General features: G+C 70.6%; 17 protein-coding genes and 2 pseudogenes. 9 read left to right on the top strand and 10 right to left on the bottom strand.

What is annotated here, in order from left to right:
- The first annotated feature begins 43 nt into the window (after positions 1-43).
- From ACFY10_RS15125 to dnaK, 4 genes are all read left to right on the top strand, one after another.
- The gene (locus ACFY10_RS15125; protein WP_390665520.1) at positions 44-445 is read left to right on the top strand and encodes a hypothetical protein; all 402 of its coding nucleotides are present in this window, start codon (positions 44-46) and stop codon (positions 443-445) included.
- Between the two features lie 152 nt (positions 446-597).
- Complete coding sequence (locus ACFY10_RS15120) at positions 598-2,607, top strand: alkaline phosphatase family protein (RefSeq protein ID WP_390665584.1); 2,010 nt, start codon at positions 598-600, stop codon at positions 2,605-2,607.
- A gap of 73 nt (positions 2,608-2,680) precedes the next feature.
- Positions 2,681-3,109, top strand: a complete 429-nt coding sequence (locus ACFY10_RS15115; RefSeq protein ID WP_390665519.1) for an OsmC family protein — start codon at positions 2,681-2,683, stop codon at positions 3,107-3,109.
- 142 nt (positions 3,110-3,251) lie between these two features.
- The gene (gene dnaK / locus ACFY10_RS15110; protein WP_390665518.1) at positions 3,252-5,120 is read left to right on the top strand and encodes a molecular chaperone DnaK; all 1,869 of its coding nucleotides are present in this window, start codon (positions 3,252-3,254) and stop codon (positions 5,118-5,120) included.
- A 3-nt stretch (positions 5,121-5,123) separates the two neighbouring features.
- Here dnaK and narI read toward each other — a convergent pair whose 3' ends face one another.
- The 7 genes and pseudogenes from narI to ACFY10_RS15075 all read right to left on the bottom strand — a co-directional run bounded on the left by narI (position 5,124) and on the right by ACFY10_RS15075 (position 10,520).
- Complete coding sequence (narI, locus tag ACFY10_RS15105) at positions 5,124-5,846, bottom strand: respiratory nitrate reductase subunit gamma (protein WP_390665517.1); 723 nt, start codon at positions 5,844-5,846, stop codon at positions 5,124-5,126.
- Entirely contained in the window at positions 5,843-6,337 is a 495-nt protein-coding gene (gene narJ, locus ACFY10_RS15100; RefSeq protein WP_390665583.1) for a nitrate reductase molybdenum cofactor assembly chaperone, read from the bottom strand. Before narJ ends, narI begins: the two co-directional genes overlap by 4 nt.
- Positions 6,337-6,516 (bottom strand): annotated as a pseudogene (narY, locus tag ACFY10_RS15095) (nitrate reductase subunit beta); the annotation flags it as partial. The gene narJ and the pseudogene narY, both read right to left, overlap by 1 nt.
- A 1-nt stretch (position 6,517) precedes the next feature.
- Positions 6,518-7,397 (bottom strand): annotated as a pseudogene (locus ACFY10_RS15090) (molybdopterin-dependent oxidoreductase); the annotation flags it as partial.
- A gap of 192 nt (positions 7,398-7,589) precedes the next feature.
- A complete protein-coding gene (locus ACFY10_RS15085; protein ID WP_390665516.1) occupies positions 7,590-8,402 on the bottom strand; it encodes an SAM-dependent methyltransferase in 813 nt (270 codons plus the stop codon).
- A 40-nt stretch (positions 8,403-8,442) separates the two neighbouring features.
- On the bottom strand, positions 8,443-9,306 hold the full coding sequence (locus ACFY10_RS15080) for a helix-turn-helix domain-containing protein (RefSeq protein WP_390665515.1): 864 nt from the start codon (positions 9,304-9,306) through the stop codon (positions 8,443-8,445).
- A 383-nt stretch (positions 9,307-9,689) separates the two neighbouring features.
- Entirely contained in the window at positions 9,690-10,520 is an 831-nt protein-coding gene (locus ACFY10_RS15075; RefSeq protein WP_390665514.1) for a helix-turn-helix domain-containing protein, read from the bottom strand.
- A gap of 30 nt (positions 10,521-10,550) precedes the next feature.
- Between ACFY10_RS15075 and ACFY10_RS15070 the strand changes: the two genes are divergently transcribed.
- The 3 genes from ACFY10_RS15070 (at position 10,551) to ACFY10_RS15060 (ending at position 12,772) form a co-directional block, all read left to right on the top strand.
- The gene (locus tag ACFY10_RS15070; RefSeq protein WP_390665513.1) at positions 10,551-11,624 is read left to right on the top strand and encodes an ADP-ribosylglycohydrolase family protein; all 1,074 of its coding nucleotides are present in this window, start codon (positions 10,551-10,553) and stop codon (positions 11,622-11,624) included.
- Between the two features lie 87 nt (positions 11,625-11,711).
- Positions 11,712-12,017 (top strand): 4a-hydroxytetrahydrobiopterin dehydratase, encoded by a 306-nt coding sequence (locus ACFY10_RS15065; protein WP_390665512.1) that lies wholly within the window; start codon positions 11,712-11,714, stop codon positions 12,015-12,017.
- A gap of 5 nt (positions 12,018-12,022) precedes the next feature.
- The gene (locus ACFY10_RS15060; RefSeq protein WP_390665511.1) at positions 12,023-12,772 is read left to right on the top strand and encodes a methyltransferase domain-containing protein; all 750 of its coding nucleotides are present in this window, start codon (positions 12,023-12,025) and stop codon (positions 12,770-12,772) included.
- Here the strand turns inward: ACFY10_RS15060 and ACFY10_RS15055 are convergent.
- Positions 12,769-13,215: a hypothetical protein gene (locus ACFY10_RS15055; RefSeq protein WP_390665510.1), complete on the bottom strand. Its 447-nt coding sequence runs from the start codon at positions 13,213-13,215 to the stop codon at positions 12,769-12,771. The genes ACFY10_RS15060 and ACFY10_RS15055 overlap by 4 nt on opposite strands.
- Positions 13,212-13,709 (bottom strand): hypothetical protein, encoded by a 498-nt coding sequence (locus ACFY10_RS15050; RefSeq protein WP_390665509.1) that lies wholly within the window; start codon positions 13,707-13,709, stop codon positions 13,212-13,214. The genes ACFY10_RS15055 and ACFY10_RS15050 overlap by 4 nt, the downstream gene beginning before the upstream one ends.
- A gap of 39 nt (positions 13,710-13,748) precedes the next feature.
- Here ACFY10_RS15050 and ACFY10_RS15045 point away from each other — a divergent pair, with 39 nt between their 5' ends.
- Together ACFY10_RS15045 and ACFY10_RS15040 are read left to right on the top strand one after the other, a co-directional pair.
- On the top strand, positions 13,749-14,699 hold the full coding sequence (locus ACFY10_RS15045) for a helix-turn-helix transcriptional regulator (RefSeq protein WP_390665508.1): 951 nt from the start codon (positions 13,749-13,751) through the stop codon (positions 14,697-14,699).
- 39 nt (positions 14,700-14,738) lie between these two features.
- A complete protein-coding gene (locus tag ACFY10_RS15040; RefSeq protein WP_390665507.1) occupies positions 14,739-16,649 on the top strand; it encodes a rhamnogalacturonan lyase in 1,911 nt (636 codons plus the stop codon).
- 56 nt (positions 16,650-16,705) lie between these two features.
- Here the strand turns inward: ACFY10_RS15040 and ACFY10_RS15035 are convergent, their stop codons facing one another.
- The gene (locus ACFY10_RS15035; RefSeq protein WP_390665506.1) at positions 16,706-16,975 is read right to left on the bottom strand and encodes a hypothetical protein; all 270 of its coding nucleotides are present in this window, start codon (positions 16,973-16,975) and stop codon (positions 16,706-16,708) included.
- Positions 16,976-17,068: the final 93 nt, after the last annotated feature.

The raw sequence follows: 17,068 nt of genomic DNA, 5'->3' as shown, positions 1-17,068 counted from the left end.
AGGAGTATGGTCGGCGCCGAAACCCAGAGGTGAGGGGGACGCCATGGGACCGGTGCGGGTCACGGCGATCGCGAGTCTGACGCCGCTCGAGGAGCTGGACGCCGATCCCTTCCTGGTGGACTCCCGCAGCCAGCACGCGATGTGCGCCCGCTGGGCCGCCGAGCGGGGCTACAAAGTCAGCAGGGAGCTCCTGGTGCGGGGACTGCGGGCCGACCACTGTGTGCTGTGGGACGGCGTCCGGCCGGGGATCGATCTGTTCGTGGCGCCCAGCCGCCGGGTGCTGGAGAGCGCGCTGTCGTCCGTCGAGGAGTTCACCGCGGAGTGCACGCGGCGCGGGGTGCGGGTGGAGACGGTGGGGTTCGAGGAGCCCTGCTACGACGCCCAGATGAAGGCACGGGTGCATCGGCGTCTGTCGATGCCGACGGCCGGATACGACGGGCGCTGAGGCCCGCTCCCGGTGACGGACCGGATTGTCCGACCCGTGTGACAGTCTGAAGTACAGGCCCGCATCGACGACGGGCCAGGACGTGAGGTGGGCTGGGCGTGCGTGGCGGGCGTTGGCGGCGGGTCGCCAGTCAGGTGGGGCGGAGCGTCGCGGTGTGGGCGGTCTCCACGGTCACCATGCTCGTGCTGGCCGGGATCCTGCCCGACTTCCAGCTGCAGTCCGCGAACGGCGACAGCGCCACGCGCATCGCCGTCACGGCCGCGTTCGGCGCCGGTGCCTTCGGTCTGCTGTCGGCGCTGGTGTGGCCGCTGCTGGTCCGGCTGCTGCTGCTCGTGCCCGCGCTCGTCCTGGGGCTGCTGGTGTTCTTCCTCAACGGATCGCTGCTGCTCGTCGCCCTGCGCATCAACCCGTCCGGGGACAGCGAGGCCGCCCCCGAGACCGCCGTCATCGTCGCCGCCGTGATGTCCGCCGTGGCCTCCGCGACCGGCGCCGCCCTGGCCGTGCGCGACGACGACGCGTACCGGCGCCGCCTCTACCGCCTCGCCGACCGCCGCCGCAGAAGCCGGCCGCCGGGCCCGTCCAGCCCGGGCACGGTCTTCCTGCAACTCGACGGCGTCGGCCACGACGTACTCCTGGCCGCGGTCGGCAAGGGCGTGATGCCCACCGTCGCCAGATGGCTGGAGAGCACCCACCGGCTCACCCCCTGGCGCACCGACTGGTCCAGCCAGACCGGCGCCAGCCAGCTCGGCATCCTGCACGGCAGCAACCACGACATTCCGGCGTTCCGCTGGTACGAGAAGGACAGCCGCGAGGTGATGGTCTGCAACCGGCCGACGAGCGCCGCCGAACTCCAGCGCCGAGCCGTCGAGCACACCGGCGACGGCGGCCTCCTCACCGCCGACGGCGCGAGCCGCGGCAACCTCTTCAGCGGCGGCGCCGACGAGCAGGCCCTGGTGCTGTCGATCGCCACCCGCCGCCGCGGCCGGGAGAACCGGTCCCGGGCGGGCTACTTCGCGTACTTCTCCGACCCGGCCAACGCCGTGCGCACCGCCATGTCCTTCGTCGCCGAAGTCGGCCGCGAGAGCGGCCAGTCCATCCGGGCCCGCATCAGAAGGCAGCGCCCGCGCGTCGCACGCGGTGGCCTCTACCCCTTCGTCCGCGCCTTCGCGACCGTCGTCGAGCGGGACGTCGTGGTCGCCGCGGTGATGGGCGACATGCTCGCCGGACGCACCGCCGTCTATGCCGACCTGGTGGCGTACGACGAAGTGGCGCACCACTCCGGGCCGACGAGCCGCGACGCGGAGAAGGTCCTCGATCGCCTCGACCGCGCCCTGGCGTTGATCGCGAACGTCGCCGAGCACGCCCCGCGGCCGTACCGGATCGTCGTCCTGTCCGACCACGGCCAGAGCCCCGGCGAGACCTTCCGCGCCCGCTACGGGCTCGGCCTCGGTGATCTGGTGCGGGCCGGCTGCGGCCTCCCCGTACCCCGCAGGGCGCAGCGCACGCACAGCGGCGCCGAGGCCCGCGCGGCCGTGCGCGCGGCGCTGCGCCGGCCCGTCGAGGAGGGCGGCGAACAGCACCGCCCCTCCCGCCGCCGCTCGGAGCCGCTCGTGCTGGCCTCCGGCAACCTCGGCCTGGTCTCCTTCCCGGACGTGCCGCACCGGATGAGCAAGGAGGAGATCGACGCCCGCCATCCCGCGCTGCTGACAACCCTCGCCAACCACCCCGGCGTCGGCTTCCTGCTGGTCCGCAGCGAGGAGCACGGCGGGGTCGTGCTGGGCGCGTACGGCGCCGAGATACCGCTCGACCAACTCGACGACAAGCCGGGCCCGTTGGAGGCGTTCGGCCCCGGCGCCGCCGACGCCGTGCGCCGCACCCACTCCTTCCCGCACACCGCCGACATCATGGTCAACTCCTTCCACGACCCGGCCGACGGCGAAGTCCTCGCCTTCGAGGAGCAGATCGGCTCGCACGGCGGGCTCGGCGGCGCACAGGGAAGACCTTTCCTGCTCTCCCCGGTCGCCTTCTCCGAGCCGGTCGAGGACGGGCGCGAAATCGTCGGCGCCGAGCACATCCACCACATACTGCGCCGCTGGCTGTGGGAGACGGACGGTCCTCAGGTGCCCGTCACCGACGAGGGCGAGCAGGAGCGGGCCGCCTGAAATCCGGCTGCGGTGAGCCGGAATGTGATCGGATGGGATCCCAAGCAACACCCGGAATTCGGAAGGATTCACCGTGGCAACCACGCGCTCCGCACACACCGTCTGGGAAGGCAGCCTGATCGAGGGCAGCGGTGTCGTCAACTTCGACTCCTCCGGTGCCATCGAGGCGCAGCCGGTCACGTGGGCCTCGCGTTCTCAGGACGCGAACGGCAAGACCAGCCCCGAGGAGCTGATCGCCGCCGCGCACTCCAGCTGCTTCTCCATGGCGCTGTCGCACGCCTTGAACGGCGCCGGCACCCCGCCCACCAAGCTCATCACCTCGGCCGACGTCAGCTTCCAGCCGGGTGAGGGCATCACCGGAATCCACCTCACCGTCGAGGGCACGGTTCCCGGCATCGACAACGACGCGTTCGTCGCCGCCGCCGAGGACGCCAAGAAGAACTGCCCGGTCAGCCAGGCCCTCACCGGCACGACGATCACGCTGTCGGCCAAGCTGTCCTGAAGCCCACGGCTGCACGCCTCTCGGTGCCGCGCCCCCGCACTCGGGTGCGCGGCATCCGCGTTTCCGGGTACACGGCATTGACAACAGCGCACTCAAGTTTTGTGCTGGAGTCTGAGAAGTGCCCTGGCGGAAGGGGACCGAGATGGCACGTGCGGTCGGGATCGATCTAGGGACCACGAACTCGGTGGTGGCCGTGCTGGAGGGCGGCGAGCCCACGGTCGTCGCGAATGCGGAGGGGGCCAGGACCACACCGTCGGTCGTGGCCTTCGCCAAGAACGGGGAGGTGCTGGTCGGGGAGGTGGCCAAGCGGCAGGCCGTGACCAACGTGGAGCGGACGGCCCGCTCGGTGAAGCGGCACATGGGGGACGCCGCCTGGCGCTTCCCGGATCAGGGCTCCGTCGACGGGACCCGCTACCGGGCGCAGGAGCTGTCCGCGCGGGTGCTCCAGAAGCTGAAGCGGGACGCCGAGTCCTACCTCGGCGAGGACGTCACGGACGCGGTGATCACCGTACCGGCGTACTTCGACGACTCACAGCGGCAGGCGACCAAGGAGGCCGGGGAGATCGCGGGCCTGAAGGTCCTGCGGATCATCAACGAGCCGACGGCGGCCGCCCTGGCCTACGGCCTCGACCGCGGCGAGGAGCAGACCGTGCTGGTCTTCGACCTCGGCGGCGGCACTTTCGACGTGTCGCTCCTCGAGATCGGCGACGGCGTCATCGAGGTGAAGGCGACCAACGGCGACACCCACCTCGGCGGCGACGACTGGGACCAGCGGGTCGTCGAGTTCCTGGTCAAGAAGTTCCAGGGGCAGTACGGCATCGACCTCGGCAAGGACAAGATGGCGCTGCAGCGGCTGCGCGAGGGCGCCGAGAAGGCCAAGATCGAGCTGTCGAGCTCGTCCGAGACGACGATCAACCTGCCCTACATCACCGCCTCCGCCGAGGGGCCGCTGCACCTCGACGAGAAGATGACCCGCGCCCAGTTCCAGGAGCTCACCGCCGACCTCCTCGACCGCTGCAAGACCCCCTTCCACCAGGCGGTCAAGGATGCGAACGTCAAGCTTGCCGCGGTCGACCACGTCATTCTCGTCGGCGGCTCGACGCGGATGCCCGCGGTCACCGACCTGGTCAAGGAGCTCACCGGCAAGGACCCGCACAAGGGCGTCAACCCCGACGAGGTCGTGGCCGTCGGCGCGACCCTGCAGGCGGGCGTCATCCGAGGCGATGTCAAGGACGTGCTCCTCCTCGACGTCACCCCGCTGTCCCTCGGCATCGAGACCAAGGGCGGCATCATGACGAAGCTGATCGAGCGCAACACGACCATCCCGACCCGGCGTTCGGAGATCTTCACGACGGCCACGGACAACCAGCCCTCGGTGGGCATCCAGGTCTACCAGGGCGAGCGTGAGATCGCCGCGTACAACAAGAAGCTGGGAGTCTTCGACCTGACGGGTCTGCCGCCCGCCCCGCGCGGGGTCCCGCAGATCGAGGTCGCCTTCGACATCGACGCGAACGGCATCATGCACGTCTCGGCCAAGGACCTCGCCACCGGCCGCGAGCAGAAGATGACGGTGACCGGCGGTTCCGCGCTCCCCAAGGACGACATCGACCGCATGATGCGGGAGGCCGAGCAGCACGCGGAGGAGGACCGCAAGCGCCGCGAGGCCGCCGAGACCCGCAACCAGGCCGAACAACTCGTCTACCAGACCGAGAAGTTCATACGGGACAACGAGGACCGGATCCCCGCCGACACCAAGTCGGAGGTGGAAGCGGCGGCGACGGAACTCAAGGGCCTGCTGGAACGGAACGCGGAGACCAACGAGCTGCGCACCGGCGTCGAGAAACTCGCCACCGTCAGCCAGAAGATGGGCCAGGCGATGTACGCCCAGGCCGACCAGGGCCCCTCCGGCAGCGGCACCGAACAGCACACCTCACCGCAGGACGAGGAGGGCGTGGTCGACGCGGAGATCGTCGACGAGGAACGCGACGACACGAAGGGCGGCGCAGCGTAGACGTCAGACTCCCGTCTTCTCCCAGCCCCGCCGTTCCGGCCGCGGCCCCAGCTGCCCGGGGTCGCGGCTGCGGTACACCACGTACGGGCGCAACAGGTACTGCACCGGCGCGCTGAACATATGGACCAGGCGGGTGTACGGCACCAGGGCGATCAGCGCCATGCCGATCGTCGCGTGGACCCGGTACAGCACCGGCACGCCCTCCATCAGGTCCGTCTTCGGCTGCAGTGTGAACAGGCTGCGGGCCCAAGGGGCAATGGTTTCACGGTAGTTGTAGCCGTCGCCGGAGGCGTGGGTCAGCTTGGCGGCCATGCCCATGGCGATGGCGGCGAGCAGCACGGCGTACATGAGCTTGTCGTTGACGGTCGTCGCCCGGAAGACCGGGGCGTGCGTGCGGCGGCGGTGGACGAGGAGCAGGATCCCGGCGAGGGCGAGCACGCCGGCCGCGGTGCCGCCGTAGAGCGAGAAGAGGTGGTACGTGTGCTCGCCGACGCCGATCGAGTCGGTCCACGACTTCGGGACGAACAGGCCCACCAGGTGGCCCGCGAGCACGAAGAGGATGCCGTAGTGGAAGGCCGGGGAGGCGATGTTCAGCAGCTTCGACTCGTACATCTGCGAGGAACGCGTGGTCCAGCCGTACTTGTCGTAGCGGTAGCGCCAGATCAGGCCGGCGACGAGCAGGGTGAGGGCGACGTACGGCAGGACGCCCCACAGCAGCATGGTCATGAGCGCACCTCCGTGTGCGGGATCGGCAGGGTGGCGCACACGGCGTCCAGGACGGATGCGTACGGCGTGCCGAAGTCGGTGAGCCGGGCCCTGAGCTGTCCCAGGGCCTCGCGGTGTTCCGTCAGGAGGTCCGTGTCGCCGGTGCGGGCCGCGAACTCCAGTACCGCGGGCAGGAAGTCGGGCAGTTCCTCGCCGGTGAACTCCAGGCCGGCGGCGCGGTAGACGTCCTTGAAGCGGACCAGCGACATGCCGCGCCGCCGGGTGTCGCCGTCCTGCCACCAGCTCAGATAGAGGCTGTGCCGGTTCTTGAAGTCGAAGACCTGCACGTAGTGGGCGGCCAGCTCCTGGGGTGGAGTGACGGCCGCATGGTCCGTGAACTCCCGCAGCTGCGGGGCTGCTTCACGCAGCAGCGGCAGCCGGGCGCGGAAGTCGTCGTCGGGATAGGTCAGGCAGAGCGCTGCCGCCTGGTACAGCACGGCGTCCGAGGGCATCAGGTCTCCTTCGCATCGTCCGTGGTCTGGCGTCTGCGCAGTGCGTGGAAGTTCTCCACCGACACCAGCGGCAGCTGCCTGCGCCCCGAGTCCCGGCCGAACGGCCCGTCGCCGCCCATGCCCGGCCCGCCGTCGTAGTCGAGGCTGCACTCGGCAGGCAGCGCCGACTCCTCCGGCCGCGTAGTCCGCGAAGAAGGAGGTCTCGCGGTCGACGAAGAACTCCTTCAGGATCACATGCCCCATCGCCAGCGCGACGGCTCCGTCCGTGCCGGGGTGCGGGTGCAGCCACTCGTCGGCGAACTTGGCGTTGTCCGCATAGTCGGGCGCCACGACCACGACCTTCTGGCCGCGGTAGCGGGCCTCCGCCATCCAGTGGGCGTCGGGCGTGCGCGTGACCGGCACGTTCGAGCCCCACATCATCAGATACGCCGCGTCCCACCAGTCGCCCGACTCCGGTACGTCGGTCTGGTCGCCGAACACCTGCGGGGAGGCGACGGGAAGGTCGACATGCGCGGCGGCGACGAGCTCGACCGCCTCGTCCCAACTCGCCCGCACCAGACGGCCCTTGCCGCGGGCCTGCTGGTAACGGCGGGCGGCGCTCGGGGTCGCTCTGGATGTGCGCCCAGGCGAGCACGGGGTCCCCGAGCCGGGCGCGAGCCTCCCGGTACAGCTCCAGCAGCACGCCCCTGATGTACGGGTAGCGCACGCGGGTCGGCGAGTAGGTGTACCAGGAGAAGGCGGCGCTGCGCGGGCAGCCGCGGGGTTCGTACTCGGGACGGTCGGGGCCCACCGACGGGTAGTCCGTCTGCTGGGTCTCCCAGGTGATGATGCCGTCCTTGACGTACAGCTTCCAGCGGCAGGAGCCCGTGCAGTTCACACCATGGGTGGAGTTCACGACCTTGTCGTGGCTCCAGCGGTCCCGGTAGAAGGCGTCCGCCTCGCGTCCGCCGGTGAGCGCGATGCTGTGCAGGTCGGGGGCCGGGGTGCCGGGGCGGAAGAACCGTCCTGCGCGGAGCAGCGCCGCCCCCGGCTCGGTGGGCGGTATTCGCGTGTCGCTCACGTGCGTGGCTCCCTTGCTCACCCCGTGCTTCGACGCTAGGGGCGGGCGCGGGAGCGCACCTGTTCACGGCAGCCGTACGGGTGCATGGGCGAGGGGGTGGTGCTATGTCACATTCCACCGTGGTGCTGTGTGACATTCCACCGTGGTGCCATGTCGTATTCCACGCAGTGCCATGTCACATAGCACCAGACGTCAGCGCTTGACGGCGACCCCCGCATACACGGGCACGATCCCCTCCGCCTGCGCCGCCACGTCCTCGGCCTCCGGGCGCCATCCCGTCACCGGGATCACCCCGGGGCCGAGCAGCTCCAGGCCTTCGAAGAAGCGCTGGAACTCGGTGACCGAGCGGGGGTAGAAGGGGGTGCCGCCGGCCCGGAAGGCGCCGGCCGCCTTCGCGATGGCCTCCGGATTCAGGTCGGGCGTGACCTGCGACAGGATCAGGTAGCTGCCGGGTGCGAGCGCCGCGACGTACTTCTGCAGCAGGCCGTGCACGTCGTCGCCGTCGGTCTCCTCGCCCAGGTAGTGGGTCAGCGCGACCAGCGACAGCGCGACCGGCCGCGAGAAGTCCAGGGACTCTGCGGCCTGCCGCAGCAAGGTGTCGATGTCCCGCACGTCCGCGTGCACATAGTCCGTGCTGCCCTCGGCGGAGCCGCGCAGCAGCGCCTGGGCGTGCCGCAGCACGATCGGGTCGTTGTCCGCGTACACGACCCGGCACTCCGGCGCCACGGCCTGCGCCACCTGGTGCAGATTGGGCTCGGTGGGGATGCCCGTGCCGATGTCCAGGAACTGACGGATCCCCGCCTCGGCGACGACGCGGACAGCCCGCTGCATGAACCTCCGGTTGGCCCGTGCCCCGCGCACCGCGGTGTTGTCCAGGGCGAGGATCTTCCGGGCCAGCTCCTCGTCCACCGGGTAGTTGTCCTTGCCGCCCAGCCACCAGTCGTACACGCGGGCAGGGTGCGGCCGGCTGGTGTCGATCTGCGGTGCGGCGTCGGATCCGGTCATGCGGTGTCTTCTCCTCGAGGTGGGAAAGGTGCTGCGTGACTCAGAAGTTCTGGCGGAACTCCCGCAGGATCTTCTTCGTGCGCTGGGCCGACGCGGCCCGCGCCGTCATGTGGTCGAGGACCTCCAGATGCGCGGAGACCTCCTTGCGCGAGTCGAGGTACAGGGCGCCGGTCAGGTACTCGGTGAAGACCATGTCGGGCAGTTCGGGCTCGCCGAAACGGAACAGCGTGAAGGGCGCGTACGTCCCCGGGTGCGGGCCGTCCTTGAACTCGGCGATCTGCAGCGTGACCCGGTCCCGCTCGGCGAACTCCAGCAGCTTGTCCAGCTGGTCCCGCATCACCTCGCCGCGGATGCTCACCGGGCGCCGCAAAACCGTTTCATCCATGATCACCCACAGGTGGGGCGGGTCCGGGCGGTCCAGCAGCCGCTGCCGGGCCATCCGCAGGGACACATGCCGCTCGATGGTCTCGGGCCCGGTCTGCCCGACCGTGCCCGCCTCCATCACCGCACGCGCGTACTCCTCGGTCTGCAGCAGCCCGGGCACGAAGTGCGGCTCGTAGGAGCGGATGATGGTGGCGGCGCCCTCGAGGCTCACATACAGGCTGAACCAGTCCGGCAGCACGTCGTGGAACCGCTGCCACCAGCCCGGCTGGTTCGCCTCCTCGGCCAGGGCGACGAACGCGGCCGCCTCGTCGTCCGGGACGCCGTACGTCTCCAGCAGCACCTGGACGTACGGGATCTTCAGGGCGACCTCGGCCATCTCCATCCGCCGTACGGTCGCGGGGGCCACCCGAAGGACGCGTGCGGCCTCCTCGCGTTTGAGCCGGGCGGCCTCCCGCAGTTCCTGCAGGCGCCTTCCGAGCACCACCTGGCCCACAGTGGGCGCGGGACGCCGCTCACTCACGCCACGCCTCCCCAAGGGTCTGTCCGGCGGATCAGCTCGGCGTCGCGGGGCCTGGCACGCACTCCCTCAGAGGGGGTGCCCCCAGCAGCGTTGTCGTCGGTTGCCGACGCTCCGCGTCGCACGCCGCGGCAGCGGCTGATCGACACGGCTCCTCCGCCTTGCAGCTGCACGCTCCCCCACTCTCGAATTCGCTCGAGCGAGGGGACCCCCATGACCCCGCTCGGGTCGGCCGACAAGCGTCGTTCCTTGCAGCCGACCTGCTCCGCCGGACAGACCCACGCGCCGAAGTATGCGCGAAGCAGTGTTTCATGTTCCGCCGACAGTCTCACGGGTTCGGTGGTGAGGCGCTTGCCACGTAGGGCCGTCCGGTGGGCGGGAGCCCGTCAGGGCATCAGCGACTGAAGGTACTTGACCGTCGCCGGGTCGGCCGGGAGGAGCGTCTCGATGGCCAGCTCGGCGACCGTCACGTCCATGGGGGTGTTGAAGGTGGAGATGGAGGAGATGAAGGACAGCGTCCGGCCCTCGTGCTCGATCTGCATCGGGAGCGCGAAGTAGGGGACAGGTTCCGCCGGTTCGCGGTCGTGATCCGGCTCCGGCACCGGGTAGGCCGCCACCTCCTCGTACAACGCCCGCAGTGGTTCGGAGCGGTGGAGGGCGATCTCCCGTTCCATCTGCGCGAGCAGATGCCCGCGCCACTCCGGGAGGTTGCGGATGCGGGGTGCCAGGCCCTCCGGGTGCAGTGTCAACCGCATGGCGTTCAGCGGGGGTTCGAGCAGCGACTCCGCGACGCCCTCCAGGAACATCATCATGCCCCGGTTGGCCGCGACCACGTTGTACACCGAGTCGACCACGAACGCCGGGTAGGGCTCGTAGCACTGGATGAGGCGCTCCATGCCCTGGCGCAGGGCGTCCAGCGCGGGCGAGTCGAGCGGGGTCTCCGGGTAGTGCGGGGCGTAACCGGCCGCCAGCAGCAGGGCGTTGCGCTCCCGCACCGGGACGTCCAGGTGCTCGGCGAGCCTGAGCACCATCTCCTCGCTCGGCCGGGAACGGCCCGTCTCGATGAAGCTGATGTGCCGCGCCGAGGAGTCGGCCCGCAGCGCCAGCTCCAGCTGACTCACCCGGCGGCGCTCCCGCCAGGACCGCAGGAGGGGGCCGACGCCCTTGTCGGTGGGGGCGGTGGCCGAGGCGCTGGTTCCCGTCGCGACAATGGTCATACGTACAACCGTAGTCGAGGAGCGCACCTTATGACCTGGCCGCCGTCGAGGCCGACGTTGGAGACCGCAGCGGTGTACCGCGCCCGTGTGCGCGGTTGCCTGCTGGGCGGGGCAGTCGGCGACGCCCTCGGTTACCCCGTGGAGTTCGCCTCCCTCGACAGGATCCGCAGTCGCTTCGGCGAGCGCGGGGTGACCGGGCTCGTACCCGGAGACCTCGGCCTGACCGGCCTGATCAGCGACGACACACAGATGACCCTGTTCACCGTCGAGGCCCTGATCCCGGCGCACGCCCGGGAGCGGGAGAGGGGGATCGGCGGCGCCTGGGCACAGATGCTGCGCCAGGCGTACGAGCGCTGGCTGGAGACCCAGTCGAAGCCGGGCCCGGAGCAGGGCACCCCCACGGGCGGGCTGATCAGCGAGCCCTGGCTGTACGCCCGCCGCGCACCCGGCAACGCCTGCCTCTCCGGGGTCGCCCAGGGGTACTCCCCCGACCCGATGCTCAAGCTGGACGGGAAGCCGGGGCAGGTCAACCCGGACTCCAAGGGCTGCGGCACGGTGATGCGCTCGGCCCCCTTCGGCCTGGTCAACTCCGCTGACGGGGCCTTCGCGATGGCAGCCCGCGGCGCGCAGATCACCCACGGCCACCCCACCGGCTACTACGCGGCGGGCGCGCTGGCCGCGATCGTGTCGCACCTGGTCGCCGGCGTCTCGCTGGAGAGCGCGGTGGTGCTCACGCTCCGGCTGCTCGCCCGTCACCCGGGCCACGAGGAGACGACGGCCGCCCTCGAAGGAGCCCTCGAACTGGCTGCGCAGGGATCGCCGGCGGCCTGGAAGGTCGAGTCCCTCGGCGCCGGCTGGGTCGCCGAGCAGGCCCTCGCCATCGGTGTCTACTGCGCACTGGCCGAGTGGGACGTGCGGGAAGCCCTGCTGCTGTCCGTCAACCACTCCGGCGACAGCGATTCCACCGGCTCCATCTGCGGCAACCTGCTCGGCACGCTGCACGGCGATGTCGGCCTGCCGCACGCCTGGGTAGAGCAGGTCGAGGGCCGTGCCCGGATCGCCGCGCTGGCGGACGACCTGGCGGCCGAAATACTCCACGACTGACCTTCTGGGACCGGTTCTGACCAGGGCTTCGACGGCACAGCTGTGGCACGCTGAAGAGGAACCCCCGCCTCTCCGAAGGAGCGAGCCATGCCCGTCGAACCCCTGTCCCAGAAGGAGATCGAGGACCGACTGGCCGAGCTGCCGGGCTGGTCGGTCGAGGAGGACCGGCTCACCCGCTCCTACCGGCTCGGCTCGCACTTCGCGGCCACCGCGATGGTCATCCACATCGCCCAGGTCCAGGACGAGCTCGACCACCACTCCGACCTCACCCTCGGCTACAACACGGTGTCCCTGTCCGTGAACACGCACAGTGTGGGCGGAGCCGTCACCGAGCTGGACTTCGCGCTCGCGCGCAAGGTCGAGGATCTGGCACAGGCACACGGGGCACACTGACCCGTGTGCTCGATTACGACAAGGAAGCCGCCGCCTACGACGCCACACGCGGCGGCGAGCCCAGGGCCGAGGCCGCCGCGGACGCCCTGCTGGGCCTGATCCCGGCCGGCACCGAGCGGCTCCTGGACGTCGCCTGCGGCACCGGCATCGTCACCAGACGGCTCGCGGCCGCGCGGCCCGCCACCCGGGTGACGGGCGCCGACCTGACGTACGGCATGGCCCGGATGGCCGCCGGACGCCTGCCCGGCTCCGTCCTCCTGGCCGACAGCCGACGGCTGCCGTTCCGCGACGGGACGTTCGACGCCGTCACCAGCGTCTGGCTGCTGCACCTCCTCGACGAACCCGAGGACGTCCGCGCCGTCGTCGCCGAGTGCGCCCGGGTCCTGCGCCCCGGCGGCGTGTATGTCACCACCGTCGACAAGGCCGCCGCACACGACGTCGGCAGCGACATCGACGCCGTCCTCGCCCCGCGCCCGCGCCGCCCGGCCCCGGACGCCGCCCCGCTCGTGGAGTCGTACGCCGCCGCGCACCGCCTGCATCCGGCCGGGCAGGCCCGTTTCCCGGGCCGCGGTCAGGGCCGCAGCCCCCGCCGCACCGCCGCCGATCTGCGGCGCGGCTGGTTCACCCAGCTGCCGCCCGGCGCCCCGCTCACCGAACGGTTCGTGTCAGGCCTGGAGGCGCTGCCCGACCAGGAACGACCGCGCGCCGACCCGGAGTTCAGCCTCCGGGCCTTCAGGAAGCCGGCGGTCGACTAGGCAGCCTTCGGCCGACTGAAGTCCATGGTCCAGTTGGTCAGCCAGGTTCCGCTGCCGTCGAGGGAGAACGCCTGTTCCCAGTGGGCGGAGGCAGCGGACATGTCCGCCCACACGAACCGCACTCGCACGTCCTTCCCCTCGTGGGTGTCGTCGCCGTCGAACCGCCCGACGACCGGCGGGAACAGCTTTCCGCTGCGGCTGGCGGCCCAGTTCAGCGACCACTCCTCGGTCTCCCGGTCGAAGAGCCGCAGGGTCGCACCCTTGGCTCCCAGATACGGCATGTCGATCTCGTCGACGTTCGCCGCCCCGTCGAACAGCGGCCAGCAGCGGTTCGTGGCCGGGAACTCCACCCAGTCGCTGTCCGGGTCGAGAAAGTCGGTGCGGCGGCGGTTCACGACCTCCCACTCGCCGTGGAAGAAGTCGAAGTCGTGCGGGCTGCTCATGAGCGGTCTCCAGTGGTTCCTTCGGGCAGGGAGTCGGCCAAGTAGGCGTCCACGTCCGGGACTTCGGGCGTGAGCACGTGCCGTACCCAGGCGTCCCGTTCGTGCAGGATCGGCGGCAGCTCGAAGACGCAGCCGATCCAGGGCAGTTGGGGCCTGATGAAGTGAGTGGGGTCGCGGTCCGGGCAGCCGGTCATCGGCTGGCCCGCCGCCGCGTTCGCGTAGTGCAGGACGTTGTCCCACACCCAGCTGTAGGCGTTGATGTACGCGCCGTCGTCGTTTCCCCTGTGAACGACGACGAACGTCGCGGGCGGAGTGCCGTCCGGCTCCGGCAGCAGCTCCGGCAGGATCCCGTACGCCGCCTTCTCGACGGCGGGTGCGATGCCCGCCGGGTCGGCGGTGACGTGGTAACGCTTGATGCGCCGTCCCGCCACCTCGATCGGCGGCGGCACGGTCAGCAGTTTCTCCCTGAAGCGTGGTTTCTCCGTGAAGGCCATGGCGAGACGCTAGGCCGACTTCACTGACACCATGTGTCAGTGAAGTCCAGCCGACTCGTCTCGATCCTCCTCCTGCTCCAGACCCGGGGCCGGATGACCGCCGCCCAGCTCGCCGAGGAGCTGGAGGTCTCGGTCCGCACGGTCTACCGGGACGTCGAGGCGCTGAGCGCGGCGGGCGTCCCGCTGTACGGCGACGCGGGCCACGCCGGCGGCTACCGCCTGCTCGACGGCTACCGCACCCGCCTGACCGGCCTCACCGCCGACGAGGCCGAGGCCCTCTTCCTCGCCGGCGCCCCCGGCCCGGCCGCGGAGTTGGGCCTCGGCTCGGTGCTCGCCGCCGCCCAGCTCAAGGTCCGCGCCGCCCTGCCGCCGGAGCTGCGCGCGCACGCCGACCGGATCAGCGGCCGCTTCCATCTGGACGCCCCCGGCTGGTACGCCGACGCCGAGGAGGCGCCGTATCTTCCGGCCGTGGCCGACGCGGTGTGGAACAGCCGCGTGCTGCACGTCCTGTACCGCCGCTGGGCCGAACCCACCGACGTGGAGCGCCGCCTGGAGCCGTACGGTCTGGTGTTGAAGGCCGGCCGCTGGTACGTCGTCGCGGGCCCGGGCCCCCGCACCTTCCGTGTCGACCAGATCCTCCAACTCGCCACCTCCGACGAGGAGTTCACCCGCCCAGACGGCTTCGACCTGGCCGCCTACTGGACGGCGTACCAGCGCGACTTCCACGACCGGCTGTACCGCGGCGAGGCTCTGGTCAAGCTGGCGCCGGGCGTAAGGCTGCCGAGGGCGGTCGACAGCCGTACGGGCGACGACGGTTGGACCCTGGCCAAGATCCCCATCGAGTCCGTCGAGCACGCCCACGGCGAGTTCCTGCGCCTGGGCACGGACATCGAGGTGCTTCAGCCGCCCGAACTGCGCGAGCGCCTCGCCCGCACCGTGGCCCAACTGGCCGAAAGGTACGGAAACTTGGCGCAAAGCGGCGGCGACTGAGGGGTCGGAACCCGTCCGTCCTCTCTGGAGGTTCGTCACGTGCAGCACCCGCACAGGCACCGCAGACGCCGAGTCCTCCTCTCGGCGGTGACAGGGGCGGCGGCCCTCATCGCCGCCGGACTTACCGCGCTTAACGCCGGAACAGCCCAGGCCGCCACCGCCCTCCCCCACTCTCGGCTTCGCTCGAGCGGGGGGACCCCCATGGTCGAAGAGCTCGACCGCGGCCTGGTCAGCGTCCACACCGACAGCGGCAACCTGGTCAGCTGGCGCTGGCTGGGCACAGACCCGGACACCGCCTCCTTCAACGTCTACCGCGCCGGTACGAAGGTCAACTCGACCCCGGTCACCGGCTCCACGAACTTCTTCCATTCGGGCGCGCCCAGCTCGGCCGACTACACCGTCCGGGCCATTGTGAACGGCGTCGAGCAGGGCGACTCGGAGCACGCCATCCAGTTCCGGTCCGGCTACAAGGACGTGCCGATCACCCCACCGGCAGGCGGCACCACCCCCGACGGAGTCGCCTACACCTACACGGCCAACGACGCCTCAGTCGGAGACCTGGACGGCGACGGCCGGCTCGACTTCGTCCTCAAGTGGCAGCCGACGAACGCCAAGGACAACTCCCAGTCCGGCTACACGGGTGACACGTTCATCGACGGCATCAAGCTCGACGGCACCCGGCTGTGGCGCATCGACCTGGGCCGCAACATCCGCTCCGGCGCGCACTACACGCAGTTCCAGGTGTACGACTACGACGGTGACGGCGAGGCCGAGGTCGCGATGAAGACGGCGGACGGCACCGTCGACGGGACGGGGACCGTGATCGGGAGCTCCTTCGCCGACTACCGCAACTCCAGCGGCTACGTGCTCTCCGGCCCGGAGTACCTGACCATGTTCAACGGCCGGACCGGCAAGGCGATGCAGACCGTCGACTACGTCCCGGCGCGCGGCACGGTGTCCTCGTGGGGCGACTCGTACGGCAACCGGGTGGACCGCTTCCTCGCGGGCACGGCGTACCTGGACGGCTCCCGCCCGTCGCTCATCATGGCCCGCGGCTACTACACCCGAACGGTGATCGCCGCCTGGGACTGGCGCGGCGGTGCCTTCACCCGCCGCTGGACCTTCGACACCAACTCCTCGACCAACTCGGGCAAGGGGTACGACGGTCAGGGCAACCACCAGCTGTCGGTGGCCGACGTCGACGGCGACGGCAAGGACGAGATCGTGTACGGCTCGATGGCCGTCGACGACAACGGCAGCGGCCTGTGGACCACCAGGAACGGCCATGGCGACGCCATGCACGTGGGTGACCTCGACCCGTCCCGCCCCGGCCTGGAGGAGTTCAAGGTCGACGAGGACGGCTCCAAGCCCGCGTCCTGGATGGCGGACGCGAAGACCGGGCAGATCATCTGGTCCACGCCCGCCGACGGCGACAACGGCCGGGGCGTCTCGGGGGACATCTGGGCCGGCAGCGCGGGCGCCGAGTCGTGGTCCTCCCACGCGGACGGCGTACGGGACCCTAAGGGCACCGTGGTCGCGAGCCGCAAGCCCTCCAGCATCAACTTCCTGTCCTGGTGGGACGGCGACCCGGTCCGCGAGCTCCTCGACGACACCCATATCGACAAGTACGGCACCTCGTCGGACACCCGTCTGCTGACCGGCTCCGGCGTCCACTCCAACAACAGCACCAAGGCGACGCCGTCCCTGTCGGGCGACATCCTCGGCGACTGGCGCGAGGAGGTCGTCTGGCCGACGACCGACAACACGGCCCTGCGCATCTACTCCACGCCGTACGAAACGAGCACGAAGATCACGACCTTGCTGCACGACACGCAGTACCGCACGGCTCTGGCCTCGCAAAATACTGCCTACAACCAGCCGCCGCATCCGAGCTTCTTCATCGGCGACGGGATGGCGACGGCGCCGCGGCCGACGGTCCGCACCCCATGACACAGAGGCGGTCGCCCGCCGACCGCGGGCGACCGCCTCACCTTGCCGGGTCGGCTTCAGCCGCCCAGGACGCCACCCAGCAGGCCGCCCACGAGGCCGGTCACGACGCCCAGAAGGCCCGAGAGCACGTCATGGTGGTCGCCGTTGTCGCCCTTGGAGGAGACGCATGTCTGGTGGCCCAGAAGGGAGATGTGGATGGTTCCTTCGCACTTGGCGGGCGCCGGGGCCGCTGAGGCGCTCGGCGCCATGAAAGCCAGGGCGATTACGGGAGCGGCGAGGACCGCCGCGACGCGGGAGCGGGTCGGTTTGCGTGTGCGCTGCGACATCACTGTCCTTTCGACGGGCATGTGGGGACCGGACCTTCCTTGATCAGGTTCAATCAGATTCAGGTGGCCCTCTGCGCTCCGCAACTCGAGGAT

The sequence above is a fragment of the Streptomyces sp. NPDC001401 genome (genome assembly GCF_042895385.1).
Lineage (GTDB): Bacteria > Actinomycetota > Actinomycetes > Streptomycetales > Streptomycetaceae > Streptomyces.
Note: the sequence above shows the minus strand (reverse complement) of the source record. Positions and strands in the feature narration are given on the sequence as shown.